The following is a 13,659-nucleotide window of genomic DNA, read 5'->3' as shown; positions in this document are numbered from 1 at the left end:
CGGCGGCGTCAGCGGCCGGAGCGGCGGCGGCGTCGGCGGCCGGGGCTTCGGCGGGCTTTTCTTCGGTCTTCTGGCAGGCGGCGACGCCCAGCATGGCGACGGCGGCGCTGGCGATCAGCAGTTGCTTCATCATGGTCCCAAATCCTCTGGTCGAGTGTCAGGCGCCGGTCGGACTTTCCCGCCGATGTGGTATGGGCAAGGCCGCCCCCCCGACGCATGCGCACAGATACGCCCGCGCAGCCCGCCATAGCAAGGCCAAAAATCACGGACTTGTGATCACTTTTTCAACCTATGCCGTGGGGTCGCGTCAAGGCCCCTTTGGCTGGGCCGTGCGCGTCGGGCCGCTTTGCCCGCTTCGTGGACAGGCTTATCGCAGGCTTGCCCGCAACGGGGCGATGCAGCCCGGCGGGAGGCTCTTAGGCTTCGGCCGGGATGTTCGACAGCGCCTCTTCCAGCTCCAGGAAGCTGGGCTGCGCCTCGGTCGGCACGTTGCCGCGGCCGATTTCCACGGAGATCTGGGCGGCGTTGCCGTGCAGGTGCGCGACCAGCACCGCCTGGATGATCTTGTAGAAGGCGCCCTCCTCGTCGACGACTTCCTTCATCCGGGTCGCCATCGGAGCGACCATGCCGTAGGCCATGAACACGCCGAGGAAGGTGCCGACGAGGGCGCCGCCGATCATCTCGCCCAGGATTTCCGGCGGCTCGGTGATGGCGCCCATGGTCTTGATGACCCCCAGCACGGCGGCGACGATGCCCAGGGCGGGCAGGGCGTCGGCCAGCGTCTGGATGGCGTGGCTCGGCATCAGCGCTTCGTGGTGGTGCTTCTCGAGCTGCTTCTCCATCGCGTCCTCGACCTGGTGGGGGTCCTCCAGGTTCATGGTCATCATCCGCAGCGTGTCGCAGATGAAGTCGATGGCGAAGTGGTCCTTCATGATCTTCGGGAAGCGGTTGAAGATCGTGGACTCCTTCGGATTCTCGATGTGGCTTTCCAGCGCGATGACGCCCTTGGACTTCATCGTCTTGGTCAGCAGGAACAGCAGCGCCAATAGGTCGCGGTAGTCGGAGGCCTTCCACTTCGGGCCCGAGAACACCTTGGCGAAGCCGCCGCCGCAGGCCTTGATGGTCGTCATCGAGTTGCCGATGAGGAAGCTGGCGACGCCGGCGCCGCCGATGGCCATCAGCTCGTGGGGCGCGGCGTGCAGGATCACGCCCATGTTGCCGCCAGACATGATGTAGCTGCCGAACACCAGGCCGAACAGCAACACAAGACCGATGATCTGGAACATGGAATCCCCGCGACGTCGGGCGGGACCATGCCGGTTAATGCTTAATGTCGCGTGAGTCGGGCTGCGGTCATGTGGCCAGCCGAAGTGGCTCCGGCTCGCCGCCGGGGCAACATGTCTCCCTTGGAGGCGCGGTCCGAGCGCAAAGCCGGCTTCCACTTTTGCGGACCGCGCGCGATTGCCGCAGAGGACCAAGCCACTTAAGGCAGGGGCCCATGGCCAGCACGACCGCCGCCGCTTCGAGCCTCCCGAAAAGCTCGTTCGCGATCATCTTCGCCGTCTCGGCGGCGACGGCGATGGGCAACACCGGCCTCATCTCCGTGCTGCCGGCCATCGGCCGCTCGATCGGCATCCCGGACTTCATGGTCTCGGGCATCTTCTCGCTGTCGGCCCTCCTGTGGGCGGCCTCTTCCCCGTTCTGGGCGAGGGCGTCCGATCGGCGCGGCCGAAAGCCCCTGATGATGATCGGCCTGTCGGGCTTCATGGTGTCGATGTCGCTGTGCGGGCTGGTGGTCAGCGCGGGCCTCAACCACTTGGCGCCGCCGATGGTGATTTTCGGCCTGTTCCTGCTGGCGCGGGCGCTGTTCGGCCTCTTCGGCGCGGCGAGCAACCCGGCGACCCAGGCCTATGTGGCCGAACGGACGCCGCTGCATGCGCGCACCCAGGCCATGGCCAGTTTGGCGGGCGCCTTCGGCCTGGGCACGGTGATCGGCCCGTTCCTGGCGCCGCTGTTCGTCTATCCGAAGATCGGGCTGGCGGGGCCGCTCTTCACCTTCTCGCTGATCGCGATGGTGATGCTGTTCGTCGTCTGGCGCTTCCTGCCCGACCAGAAGGTGGCGCCCGAGGCCCAGCGCCCGCGGCGGCCGGTCGTCCTGGGCGCGGCCAAGGAGAAGCCGATGTGGCGGGACCCGCGGATCATCCCGTTCCTGGTCTACGGCTTCATCGTCGCCACCTGCCAGACGGCCCAGCAGCAGACCCTGGGCTTCCTCATCATCGACAAGCTGGGCAAGTCGCCCAGCGAGGTCCAGGGCTACATCGCCACCGCTATGATGTTCGGCGCCGTGGCGGGCCTGCTCGCCCAGTGGGGCCTGATCCGCATGTTCGAGATGACGCCCCGCCAGTTGCTGCGTTGGGGCGTGGGCGTCGCGGCGGCGGGCAACCTGATCGTGGCGCTGTCGCCCGGCGGCGACGACGGATTCTACATCGTGGTGGCCGGCTACGCCCTGGCGAGCCTTGGCTTCGGCTTCGCCCGCCCGGGTTTCACGGCCGGCTCGTCCATCGCGGTCGGCCTCGACGAGCAGGCGCGCGTCGCCGGCGCCATCGCGGCCGTGAACGGGGTGAACGTCGTGCTCGCCCCGCTGTTCGTGTTCCTTTACGAGCGGTTCGGTCCGCTGCCGTTCCTGGTGAATACGGCGCTGATGGCCGGCTTGCTGGTCTACGCCTTCCGCTCGCACGCGCTGAAGAACGCCGACCCGAAGCCGGCGACCCGCGAGGCGGCGACCCTCGCCACCATCGAGAAGAGCGACGAGGGGGGAACCGCCTAGAGCCTGAGCGCGATCGCGTCGCCGAACCGGCTCACACTTCGGCGGATCCGCTCTAGCTGGCGGGCGCGGCCGCCGCCTCGGTCTTCAGCCGCGCCACCATGTCGGGCGACAGGTAGCCGTCCGCCGTGAGCCCGCGGGCCTTCTGCCACTCCCGAAGCGCCTTTCGCGTCCCCATGCCGACGACGCCGTCCAAGCCGCCCGGATCGAAGCCCAGGGCGGTCAGCGCCCGCTGCGCCGTCATGCGGTCGACCAGCGACAGGGACGTCTCCTGCGGCCAGGGCTTCGACAGCGGCGCGCCCCCGGCCAAGCGATCGGCCAGCAGGCCCACGCCCAGCGCATAGGCGATGCTGTTGTTGTACTTGCGGATGGCGAAGTGGTTCGGCAGCAGCAGGAACAGCGGCCCGTTGGCCCCGGCCGGCGCGATGAGCTGGGCGGGCGCCTCGCTGTCGTTGTAGCTCCACTCCTTGCCGTCCGCGGGCTTCACGCCCTTGGCGGCCCACCAGGCGGGGATCTCGCGGGGGCCCTCCGTCAGGCTGAAGTCGAAGCCCGGCGGCACGGTGACCTCGCGGGCCCAGCCCTGGCCACGCACCCAGCCCCCCTTGGCCAGCAGGTTGGCCGCCGAGGCCAGGGCGTCGGTGGACGAGCCCCAGATGTCGCGCTTGCCGTCGCCATCCTCGTCGACCGCCGTCGACAGGAAGGTTGAGGGGATGAACTGGGTCTGGCCCATGGCCCCGGCCCACGAGCCGCGCAGGCGCGCGCGCGGGAACTCGCCCGACTGGATGATCTGCAGGGTCGCGATCAGCTCGCCCTCGGCCCAGGCGCGGCGGCGCCCCTGGGCGGCCAGGGTGGCCAGCGAGCGCAGGGTGTCGTTGTCGCCCTGGATGGCGCCGAAGCCGCTCTCCATGGCCCAGACGCCGATCAGCACCTGGCGCGGGACCCCGAAGCGGCTCTCGATGTCGGCGATCATCGGCGTGTCCGCGGCCCGGCGCGCGCCGACGGCGATCCGGTCGTTCGTGACCACGCCTCGCAGATAGTCGCCGATTGGCTTGGAGAATTCGGGCTGGCGGCTGTCCAGCGCGCCGACCCGCGGATCGGGCGTCAGGCCGGCCATCTCGCGGGCCAGCACGTCCGGCTGGATGCCGGCGGCCAGGGCGCGGCCCTGGAACTCGGACGCCCAGGCGTCGAAGATCATGTCGCCCGAGGCGGTGGGCGGGGCGATCGGCGGCTGGGCGGCGGGCACGGCGGCCTCGATCGCGGCCACGGCCGCGGTGGCGGCGGGCAGAGCCACCGTGGGCGGCGGGACGGCGGGACTCGCACAGCCGGCGAGGGCGAGGAAGGCGGGCAGGACGCGAGACGGTTTCGAGGGACGGCGCATCGGCCGGAGTCTAAGGTGCGTCGATCCGGGCCCCAATCAAAACGGCGTCAGGTTGACTCCTCGGGGGCCTCCCCGTATATGCGCCCGCTCTTGTTCGCCAACCCGGCCGCCCGCGGCCCGATTGAAGATACGGTTCCATGAAGGTCAGAAGCTCGCTCAAGTCGCTCAAGACGCGTCACCGCGACTGCAAGCTCGTGCGCCGCAAGGGCCGGGTCTACATCATCAACAAGACCGACCCGCGCTTCAAAGCCAAGCAAGGCTAAGAGCCCGGCGTGCCGTCGCCCAGGGCCGTTCTCTGGGACTTCGGCAATGTCATCGTGCGCTGGAACCCGCGCACGCTCTACCAGAAGATCTTCACTGACCCGGTCGAGTGCGACCGGTTCCTGTCCGACGTGTGCACCATGGCGTGGCATGCACCCACGGACTGCGGCGTCACCTTCGCCGAAAATTGCGCCGCCCTCAGCGCGCAGCATCCCCACCACGAAGCCGAGATCTGGGCCTGGCATCACCGCTGGGACGAGATGTTCTCCGGGCCTATCGAAGAGACCGAGGCGGTCATCGAGGCTCTGCACGCGCGCGGCGTGCGGCAGTACGGCCTCTCCAACATCAGCCACGAGACCATCGACTCGACCTTGGCCATGAGCCCGGCGTTCGGCCGGCTCGCCGACTTTGTGGCGTCGGGTCGGGAACTGGTGATGAAGCCGGATCCGGCCATCTACCGCATCGTGTGCGAGCGCTTCGACCTGGCCCCCGCCGACATCCTGTTCGTCGACGACAGCGCCAGGAACATCGAGGCCGCCGCCGCGCTCGGCTTCGACACGCACCACTTCACCGACCCGGCCGCCCTGCGGCCTGCGATGGAAGCCCGCGGGCTGCTCTAAAGCCGCTGATATCCAAGGTTGACGCGTCGCGATCTTGGTGTTCTTGTTATGTTCATGTCCAGGCAGCTTCTTCGCGACGAACGCGCCTCACGCAGGCTGGGCGATGTTTGCGAGATGAACCTCGAGCTTCTGCGCCTCATCCAGGAGGATGTCTCGGCGGCGTCCGATCCGAAGGTCATGTCGGAACTGGTCGATCTGTACTGCGAACTGTCCGACGAAATTCGCCGCGCCATCGAGCTGTGGCACGAATTCGACCTCATCATCGAAGAGCAGCGGCGCGAGGAACGGTGGAAGCTCCTTGAGCGTCCCGCCAGCTTCAGAGAGCGCCGTTACCCAAACTGAGCCGACGCGCGCGTCCTCGTCCGGCCCGTTCCCGTAACCGAACCGCCGCCTTGGCACGGCGCCTGCAAATGTCGGGTAGCCGTCGCAGATGGCTGTTTCAAACCGGTACGGGCTCCCAAGCGGGGTTCGTCGCAAAGAACGGACGACTAGAAGATGCGCAACCGCAACACCCTCCGCGCCCTGTTCGCGACCGCCGCCGCCGCTGCCGCCCTGGCCGCCGCCGGCTCCGCTTCGGCGCTCACGATGACCGTGTACAACACCGACCTGCCCGTCCCGGCCGGCCAGGTGATGGTCGAAGACTTCGACTCCGTCCACGCGACGGGCCCGGAATTCACCTTCTCGGGCGACGCCGCCACCTTCGTGCGCGACGGCGACCTGGGCCTGTGGCCGAACATGAGCGCCCCGCCTCCCGGCGACACGACCAACTATTTCACCGTCCTCGGCGGCGGCAAGGCGACGCTGACGTCGGTCCACGGCATGACCGAGTTCAGCTTCTACCTGGGCTCGCCCGATACCTATAACTTCGTGAAGTTCACCGACTTCGGCGGCAACACGGTCACCCTGCAAGGCTCGCAGATCTGGAACGCCAACACGGGCGCCAACGGCGACCAGAACTGGGGCCGCCGCGTCAGCTACCAGTTCGACACCGCCGTGAAGTCGATCGAGTTCAGCTCGACCGGCAACTCGTTCGAGTTCGACAGCCTGGCCGCGGCGCCGGCGCCGGAACCGGCGACCTGGGCCATGATGATCACCGGCTTCGCCGGCGCGGGCGCCATGCTCCGCCGCCGCCGCACCGCTTCTGCGCTCGCCTAGTTCTCTCTCCACTAGACGAGCAGACTGAGAGCCCCCCGCCTTTGCCCAGGCGGGGGGCTTTTCCTTTGGTCAGTCGCCGTTGCGGACCAGGTCGAAGAACTCCTGGCGCGTGCGCGGATCGTCGCGCACCTGGCCCAGCAGGTGGCTGGTGGTGAGTTTCGAGCCGGGCGTGTTCACGCCCCGCATGGTCATGCAACTGTGCTCGGAGACGATCACGACCCCCACGCCCTTCGGCTTCAGGATGTCGTGGATCGCGTCGGCGATCTCGGCGGTCAGCTTCTCCTGGATCTGGAGCCGCCGCGCGAACCCGTGCACCACGCGGGCGAGCTTGGAGATGCCCACGACCCGGTCGTTCGGCAGGTATCCCACGTGCGCGCGGCCGAGGAACGGCAGCATGTGGTGCTCGCAGAAGCTCACCACCCGGATATCGCGCAGCAGCACCAGCTCGTCGTAGCCGCCCACCTCTTCGAAGGTGCGCTCCAGATATTCCCGCGGATCGCTCTCGTATCCCGCGAACAGCTCGCGGTAGGCCTTCACCACGCGCCGCGGCGTGTCGAGCAGCCCCTCGCGGTCGGGGTCGTCGCCGGCCCATTCGATCAGGGTGCGGACGGCCGCCAGGGCCTGCTCCTCCGTGGGCTTCTTCCGGCTCTGTTCGCTCATAGGCCCTCCGCGGCTTTCGGCCTCAACGAACAGCTTGTAGCCGAGGTTCAGAGGTGCGTGACAGGGCCCGTCGGGATGAGTAGGTTCCGCGCCCTTCCGCACCCCCTCCATCCAGTTTAAAGGCTAGGCCATGGCCGACGACGCTACCGCACATTCCGACGTCCTGAACGCGACCGCGCAGGGCCAGCTCAAGAGCATCATCGAGCGCGTGGAGCGCCTCGAGGTGGAGAAGGCCGAGATCTCCGAGCAGATCAAGGAAGTGCTGGCCGAAGCGAAGGGCAACGGCTTCGACGTGAAGATCATCCGCAAGGTGATCCGGATCCGCAAGCAGGACCGCGCTAAGCGCCAGGAAGAGGACGCCATCCTCGACCTCTATCTGTCCGCGATCGGCGAAATCTGAGCCGCAAGCCGCCCCTCTCGCCCTTCGAGGCGCGAAAGGCGGCGGCCAAGCGCGCCGCCCTCAACGCCCTGAAGCGCGCCCGACGGACGGCCGACAAGGCCGGGGTGCAGCTCTCCGACTGGGAGGGCGAATTCCTCTCCGAGGTCACCGACCGCGTGAAGACCTACGGCCGCGCGTTCGGCGATCCCGAGAAGGGCGCCGCGGGCGAGGCGCTGTCGGCTCTGCAGACGCTCAAGCTCAAGGAAATCGCCGCCAAGGCCAAGGGGGATCCGCCGAAGCGCGGCTTCCGTCGCAAGGCGAAGGATTAGGACGGCGCGAACGCCGCGCCGTGAGGCTGCATGCGCCAGCATGACGAGTCCCTTAGGTTGTAGTTTGAAAATGTTCCCGCGAAACACGCACAAGTGATCGGCGATTCGCGTAAAGCGGTAGTCTGAAAAATACACAACTTGTATGCGAGTCGGCGCGCCGATGAGGGCCCTGACGGCCCCAGCGCGGAGGACGTCGCGATGCCGGCCTACAGCGATCTGTTCATGCGTGCGAACCTCAACGACCAGGGCCAGATGCCTGCGCCCGGCAACCTGTCGTCGTCGCCCGACATCATTCCCTACGGCCAGGTCCCCGTCGGCAATCCCGCCAGCCAGTTCTCTGATTTCACGCAAGATTTCGGGCAGTCCGTGCAGTGGGGCGTCGGCAACAACATCTACGTCCGGGGCACGAACCTCGCCGCGGGCGCCGAGAGCGGCGACGTCTACCTGTACTGGTCGCAGGCCTCCCTGCTGAACTGGCCCCAGGTCTGGTCGACGAACACCATCCTGCCGCAGAGCGGCAACCCGTCGGTGAAGCTCGCGGCGACGGCGGCCAACCAGCAGGTGGTGGCGCAGGAGCCGTTCTTCTTCACGCCCCAGATGGTGCTGCCCAGTGGCGACCACGTGTGCCTGATCGGCCGGGTCGCGACGACCGCCAACCCCAACCCGATCCCTAGCACGGTGACGATGGACTCGTTCGCGGGCTTCATCGCGAACAACCGCGGCTTCTCGTGGCGCAACATCGAGATCATCAACATGCCGACCAAGCCGGCGGGCTCGACGCCGGACTGGACCATGAGCGTCGACTACGAGCAGGGGACCCAGACCGAGATCGTCAACGTGGTGCTGAGCTGCGTGAACATCCCCGTGGGCTGCTCGATCGGCTTCACCTGCTCGACGCCCGGTCCGACGCCGATGCTGAGCCTCGTCAACACCCAGGTGTCGAACCCGACCAGCTTCGTGGCGGGCATCACCAGCACGATCCCCGCGGGCTTCAAGTCCAACATCCAGTACTGGTTCTACAGCAACGGCAAGGCCATCCCCGGCGGCGCCAGCGTCACGCTGAAGGCCATCTATGTCCCCGGCTCGGGCGCGGCGTCGGCCCGGTACGCCCGGCCGCTGGAGCACTTCGGGATCGTCGACCCCGTCGGCATCGGCCCGACCCAGGGGATCCTGCTGGGCTCGCATTCCACGATCAACGCAAGCTGACCCGATTGCCGGCCCCCGGGGCTCCGCACGACAATGGTCGCATGGCGACGATCCTGCTCACCCTGGCGGACGACGGCCGACGGCTCGCCGTCGACGCCGGCGGCATCGTCGAGGTCGAGCTCCAGGAAAACCCGACGACCGGCTACCGCTGGTCGCCCACGGTCATGCCCTACGGCGCGCTGGACCTGCTGGAGCAGGCGTTCGAGCCGGCCACGGGCGGCGGGATCGGCGCCGGCGGTCGGCGCCGCTTCCGGCTCAGGGCCGTGGCGTCCGGGGAGGCCATCCTTCGCTTCGGGCTGCGGCGGGCCTGGGAACACGCCGACACCACCCAACGAACCGCGGAGTTCATCCTCCAGATCGGGTGAGCTCCCACAGCAGGAGCTCGCACCATGCCCATCGACCTGAATAGCCTGCAGGCGACGATCCGCCACGAAGGCCTGCCCTGGACGGCGGGGCCCAATCCGATCGTCGACCTCACCGACGACCAGCGCCGCTTGCGGCTGGGCTATAATCCCGGTCCCGACGAGATGAGCCTCGCGGCCCGCGAGAGCGCCTCGGCCGCCCAGCGCGAGTTGGCCGCGATGGCGGTGGCCGGGACCCCGCCGGCCTGGGACTGGCGCAACGTCGGCGGGCTGAACTTCATCTCCTCGGTGAAGGACCAGGGCCAATGCGGCTCGTGCGTCGCCTTCGGAACCTCGGCCACGATCGACGCGATGATGCGGATCGGCGCCGACATCGCGGTGGGGGACCCTCAGGCCGGGGTGCTGCAGGACCTGTCGGAGGCCCAGCTCTACTTCTGCAGCCCCGACGGCCACACCTGCCAGACCGGCTGGTATGTGAGCGCGGCGTTGTCCTACGCCACCAACCCCGGCCTGGCGCCCCAGGCCTTCTTTCCGTACAGCGCGCACGACCAGCCGTGCGGGCTGGCGGCCGGCTGGCAGGCCCAGGTCACCAAGGTCGCGGCCAACCACGGCATCACCAACGCCGCGTCCATGAAGCAGTGGCTGTCGACGCGCGGCCCGCTGATCACCTGCTTCAGCGTCTATTCCGACTTCTACGGCTACAGCGGCGGCGTCTATATCAAGAGCGCCGGCGCCACCTACGAGGGCGGACACTGCGTCTGCTGCGTCGGCTACAGCGACACGCTCAACGCCTGGCTCTGCAAGAATAGCTGGGGCTCGGGTTGGGGCGCGGGCGGCTACTTCTGGATCGGCTACGGCCAGTGCGGGATCGACGGCTACATGTGGGCGGTGGACGGCCTGAGCCCGCTCTATCCGCTGTATGGCGACATCTACCAGCGTGACAACCTGCAGTGCGTGGGCCAGACCCCGGCGCCGTCCCCGCCGTCCGCCTCGCCCGACATCATCCCCTACGGCACGACGCCGCCGGCCGATCCCCAGGCCCAGTTCGGCGCGTCGGGCTGGCGCCAGGACCAGGGCAAGAGCCTGATCCAAGGCGTCCAGAACTCGATCTACGTGCGCGCGCTCAACCTGTCGGCCGCCGCCCAGACCGCCCAGGCCTATCTCTATTACAGCCCCGCGAGCCTGCTCCTGTGGCCCTCGCAGTGGCGCAACAATGCTCTGTCGACCGCGTCGGGCGCCGGCTATGCGACGCTCACCGCCGCCGCTCAGGGCCAGATCGCGGTTTCGGAGGCCTTCACCTGGAACCCGCCCGGCCTCCCGTCGGGCGACCACTATTGCCTGATCTCGCGGCTGGTGACCGCCCAGCACCCCAATCCGGTGCCCGCGGATTTCCCCACGGTCGCGGCCTTCGCGAACTATGTGCTGAACAATCCCGGCGTCGGCTGGCGCAACGTCTCGATGGTCAATCCGGGCAGCACGACGGTCCAGGTGCCGGTCAGCTTCTCGGTGCCGGACGCGGCGCAGTTCTACATCCTGCTGCAATGCGTGGGCCTGCCTGTCGGCTCTGCGGTCGGCTTCGACTGCCCCACCGCCGGCCCCAACCCTCCGCTCTCCAGCGGCCTGACGCCCATCCCCAGCAGCGGGCCGTTCGTCGCCGGCGTCACCTCGATGATTCCGGCCGGTTTCAGCGGGCAGGTCACCGTGACCTTCAAGGGCAACGGCCAGCCGGTTCCGCCCGGGGCCAAGATCGTGCTCCAGGCGGCCTACATCCCGCCGTCCGGCAGCGAGCTGGCCGAAACCTTGGCCGGAATGGACCATGACGACCGTCCGCTATTGCTGCCGGACGATGCAACGGTCGGGCCGACCCAGCTCATCCTGCTCGGCTCCTACACGGTCCTGCTGGTGAGTTGACGCCCAGGCGCGCGGTCCCCGGACGGTGTCGCCCTCGCCGTCCGGGCTCCGCAACGCCTGATTCACCACGCGGATTCACGATGTCTTGGCCGCGATGGCGTCTAGTGCCGGGGTGTCTGGATCGCGCTCCGCCAACGCCGCCGTCGCCGCCCTCGTCGCGGCGCTGAGCTTCCACGCCGCTTCGGCGTCGGCGGGCGAGATGACGCGCGAGCGCTTCGCCGCGATCATGGACAGCGCCTTCGGCCGTGGAGCCTGGCGCATGACCGGCGGCTACCGCACCCCCGAGCGCGAGAACGAACTGCGCGCCCAGGGCGCCATGACCGTGCGGCCGGGCGGCCTCTCGCGCCATTCGCTGGGCGACGCCGACGCGCCCGGCGCCTTCGATCTCGTGGTGGACCGGATGAGCCCGTACGAGGCGGCCGAGCGGCTCCGCAGCGTCGGCGCGCCGTTCGCGCGCTACCAGCCGAAGGGGACCCACGGCAGCCAGGGGCCGCACCTGCACCTCGAACCCTACGGCTTCGGCGCGCCGGCCGCAGGCGGCCTCCAGCTCGCTTTGCTGAGCCAGCCTGCCGCCAAGGCCGCCAAGCCCGCCGAAGAGCCGCGCATGCGGCCCGTGACCCTGGTCATGCCGGCGCTGGGCGCCCAGGGGGCGGCCGCCCTGCGCCAGGAGCTCGCGCGCCTTCGCGCCGGCGCGGAACAAGACCGCGCCGATGCCCAGCTCGAACTCGGCCGCGCCTATGCGTTCGGCTATCTGGCGCCGCGCGACTTCGCCCAGGCGCGAAGCTGGCTGCTCGCCGCGGCGCGCAATCCCAGCGCCGACCCGCAGACCCACGACGACGCCGTGACGGAACTCGCCGAGGTGACCGACCTCCTGGAAGCCGAACGCGCCCAGCAGTCGCCGACCCGCCTGGGCCAGCTCGCCTCCGGCGCCACGGGCCGTTGACGGCCGGCTGAGTGCACTGGCGCGTCAGCGCCCGAAGATCCGACCACGGGCCAAACGACCACACGGACACACGGCCGCCACGCTGGAGTCGTCGTGCTCCGTCCGTGTGGTCGGTGGTCCAATAACAGCGCCTCGGCGCGCGCCGAGGCGGATAGGGACGTGCGACGGGAGCCGCAGCCTCTAGGCCGCGACTTCCTCGGCGTCGCCGGTCTCGCCCGCGCCCTTCACCAAGCCCTCCAGGCCCTGTTCGCGCACCTTGCGGTACAGCGTCGAGCGGCCGATGCCGAGGCGGCGGGCGACCTCGCTCATGTGGCCGGCGTAGACCTCGATGGCGAGCTGGATCAGGTCGCGCTCGATCTCCTCCAGCGTCCGCAGGTGACCGCGGCCGTCCAGGATCCGCACCGGCTGCTCGGCGGCCGGAGCCCCCTGGGCGGCGGGCGTGGCGCTGGGCGCGGAGGCCTGGGGCGCGGCGACGTATTCCGGCGGCGGGGCGGCGACGCCCGAGATGGCCGGGAAGTCGTGCGGCTGCAGATAGGGCGCGTCTGACAGCACGATGGCGCGATAGACCGCGTTCTCCAACTGGCGGACGTTACCCGGCCAGTCGAAGGCGGTGAGGAAGCCCAAGGTCTCCGGGCTCGCCCCCACCACGGACTTGCCTTCCTCGACGTTGAACCGGCGGATGAACGCATCCACCAGGGCCGGCACGTCATCCTTCCGCTCGCGCAGGCTCGGCGCCTCGATCGGGAAGACGTTCAGGCGATAGTAGAGGTCCTCGCGGAAGCGGCCCTCGGCCACGGCGTTCGACAGGTCGCGGTTGGTCGCCGAGACAATCCGCACGTCCACCTTGATCGAGCGCTTGGAGCCGATCGGGTCGATCTCGCTCTCCTGTAGCGCGCGCAGCAGCTTGACCTGCATGTCGAGCGGCAGCTCGCCCACTTCGTCGAGGAACAGGGTGCCGCCGTTGGCCTCCTGGAACTTGCCCAGGTGCTTGTCGGTGGCGCCGGTGAAGCTGCCCTTCTCGTGGCCGAACAGAATGCTCTCGACCAGGTTCTCGGGGATGGCGCCGCAGTTCACCGCCACGAACGGCTTGCCGGCGCGGTCGGACGAGCCGTGGACGGCGCGCGCGATCACTTCCTTGCCGACCCCGCTTTCGCCGGTGATCAGGATGGGGATCGACGACTTGGCCGCCCGCTCGCCCAGCCGCTTGACCATAAGCATGGCGGGCGAGGTCCCGATCAGGTCGTCGAAGGTGGTGCGCCCGGAGGCGTGCTTCTTGAGCCGGTCCACTTCGCTCTTCAGCGAACCCATGCTGAGGGCGTTGCGGATGGAGACGGTGATGCGTTCGGGGCTGGCCGGCTTCACGAAGAAGTCGCAGGCGCCGGCCTGCATGGCCTGCACGACGGTGTCGATGCCGCCCGTCGCGGTCAGCACGATCACGGGCTGGGAGAAGCCGCGCGCGCGCATCTCCACCAGGGTGTCCTGTCCCGAGATGCCGGGCATGACGAGGTCGAGCAGGACCACGTCCACGGCCGCGCCGGACGAAAGGTGCTGAATGGCTTCGTCGCCGCTCTGGGCATGGGCGACGGCGAAACCGTCGCGCTCCAGGACCGCCTGGATCAGACGGCGTTGCG

15 protein-coding genes are annotated in these 13,659 nt (G+C 68.9%); 11 read left to right on the top strand and 4 right to left on the bottom strand.

The window, feature by feature from the left end:
* Nucleotides 1-416 precede the first annotated feature (416 nt).
* Nucleotides 417-1,286 (bottom strand): flagellar motor stator protein MotA, encoded by an 870-nt coding sequence (motA, locus tag Q0L11_RS01765; RefSeq protein ID WP_296595126.1) that lies wholly within the window; start codon nt 1,284-1,286, stop codon nt 417-419.
* A 212-nt stretch (nt 1,287-1,498) separates the two neighbouring features.
* Here motA and Q0L11_RS01760 point away from each other — a divergent pair, with 212 nt between their 5' ends.
* Nucleotides 1,499-2,827 carry an MFS transporter gene (locus Q0L11_RS01760; protein WP_296595125.1) on the top strand — a complete coding sequence of 443 codons (1,329 nt, stop codon included), beginning with the start codon at nt 1,499-1,501 and terminating at the stop codon, nt 2,825-2,827.
* 52 nt (nt 2,828-2,879) lie between these two features.
* On the opposite strand, the gene Q0L11_RS01755 is transcribed toward Q0L11_RS01760, so the two are convergent.
* Complete coding sequence (locus Q0L11_RS01755) at nt 2,880-4,202, bottom strand: lytic murein transglycosylase (RefSeq protein WP_296595124.1); 1,323 nt, start codon at nt 4,200-4,202, stop codon at nt 2,880-2,882.
* Between the two features lie 137 nt (nt 4,203-4,339).
* Between Q0L11_RS01755 and ykgO the strand changes: the two genes are divergently transcribed.
* The 4 genes from ykgO (at nt 4,340) to Q0L11_RS01735 (ending at nt 6,238) form a co-directional block, all read left to right on the top strand.
* Nucleotides 4,340-4,465 carry a type B 50S ribosomal protein L36 gene (gene ykgO / locus Q0L11_RS01750; protein WP_111513452.1) on the top strand — a complete coding sequence of 42 codons (126 nt, stop codon included), beginning with the start codon at nt 4,340-4,342 and terminating at the stop codon, nt 4,463-4,465.
* 9 nt (nt 4,466-4,474) lie between these two features.
* Nucleotides 4,475-5,083 (top strand): HAD family phosphatase, encoded by a 609-nt coding sequence (locus Q0L11_RS01745; protein WP_296595123.1) that lies wholly within the window; start codon nt 4,475-4,477, stop codon nt 5,081-5,083.
* Between the two features lie 114 nt (nt 5,084-5,197).
* The gene (locus Q0L11_RS01740; protein WP_296595122.1) at nt 5,198-5,425 is read left to right on the top strand and encodes a hypothetical protein; all 228 of its coding nucleotides are present in this window, start codon (nt 5,198-5,200) and stop codon (nt 5,423-5,425) included.
* 153 nt (nt 5,426-5,578) lie between these two features.
* Nucleotides 5,579-6,238, top strand: a complete 660-nt coding sequence (locus tag Q0L11_RS01735) for a PEPxxWA-CTERM sorting domain-containing protein (RefSeq protein WP_296595121.1) — start codon at nt 5,579-5,581, stop codon at nt 6,236-6,238.
* Nucleotides 6,239-6,307: 69 nt separating this feature from the next.
* Here the strand turns inward: Q0L11_RS01735 and folE are convergent, their stop codons facing one another.
* On the bottom strand, nt 6,308-6,898 hold the full coding sequence (gene folE / locus Q0L11_RS01730; protein WP_296595120.1) for a GTP cyclohydrolase I FolE: 591 nt from the start codon (nt 6,896-6,898) through the stop codon (nt 6,308-6,310).
* Nucleotides 6,899-7,028: 130 nt separating this feature from the next.
* Between folE and Q0L11_RS01725 the strand changes: the two genes are divergently transcribed.
* From Q0L11_RS01725 to Q0L11_RS01700, 6 genes are all read left to right on the top strand, one after another.
* The gene (locus tag Q0L11_RS01725) at nt 7,029-7,298 is read left to right on the top strand and encodes a DUF2312 domain-containing protein (protein WP_296595119.1); all 270 of its coding nucleotides are present in this window, start codon (nt 7,029-7,031) and stop codon (nt 7,296-7,298) included.
* Nucleotides 7,295-7,606 carry a hypothetical protein gene (locus Q0L11_RS01720; protein ID WP_296595127.1) on the top strand — a complete coding sequence of 104 codons (312 nt, stop codon included), beginning with the start codon at nt 7,295-7,297 and terminating at the stop codon, nt 7,604-7,606. Before Q0L11_RS01725 ends, Q0L11_RS01720 begins: the two co-directional genes overlap by 4 nt.
* A gap of 198 nt (nt 7,607-7,804) precedes the next feature.
* Nucleotides 7,805-8,812 carry a hypothetical protein gene (locus tag Q0L11_RS01715; protein WP_296595118.1) on the top strand — a complete coding sequence of 336 codons (1,008 nt, stop codon included), beginning with the start codon at nt 7,805-7,807 and terminating at the stop codon, nt 8,810-8,812.
* A gap of 41 nt (nt 8,813-8,853) precedes the next feature.
* Complete coding sequence (locus Q0L11_RS01710) at nt 8,854-9,177, top strand: protease inhibitor I42 family protein (RefSeq protein ID WP_296595117.1); 324 nt, start codon at nt 8,854-8,856, stop codon at nt 9,175-9,177.
* A gap of 24 nt (nt 9,178-9,201) precedes the next feature.
* On the top strand, nt 9,202-11,085 hold the full coding sequence (locus Q0L11_RS01705) for a C1 family peptidase (RefSeq protein WP_296595116.1): 1,884 nt from the start codon (nt 9,202-9,204) through the stop codon (nt 11,083-11,085).
* A 94-nt stretch (nt 11,086-11,179) separates the two neighbouring features.
* The gene (locus tag Q0L11_RS01700) at nt 11,180-12,028 is read left to right on the top strand and encodes a hypothetical protein (RefSeq protein ID WP_296595115.1); all 849 of its coding nucleotides are present in this window, start codon (nt 11,180-11,182) and stop codon (nt 12,026-12,028) included.
* 180 nt (nt 12,029-12,208) lie between these two features.
* On the opposite strand, the gene Q0L11_RS01695 is transcribed toward Q0L11_RS01700, so the two are convergent.
* A partial coding sequence (locus Q0L11_RS01695) for a sigma-54 dependent transcriptional regulator (RefSeq protein ID WP_296595114.1) occupies nt 12,209-13,659 on the bottom strand: 1,451 nt, incomplete at its 5' end.

Source organism: Phenylobacterium sp., assembly GCF_024508875.1.
In the GTDB taxonomy this organism is placed as follows: domain Bacteria; phylum Pseudomonadota; class Alphaproteobacteria; order Caulobacterales; family Caulobacteraceae; genus Phenylobacterium.
Note: the sequence above shows the minus strand (reverse complement) of the source record. Positions and strands in the feature narration are given on the sequence as shown.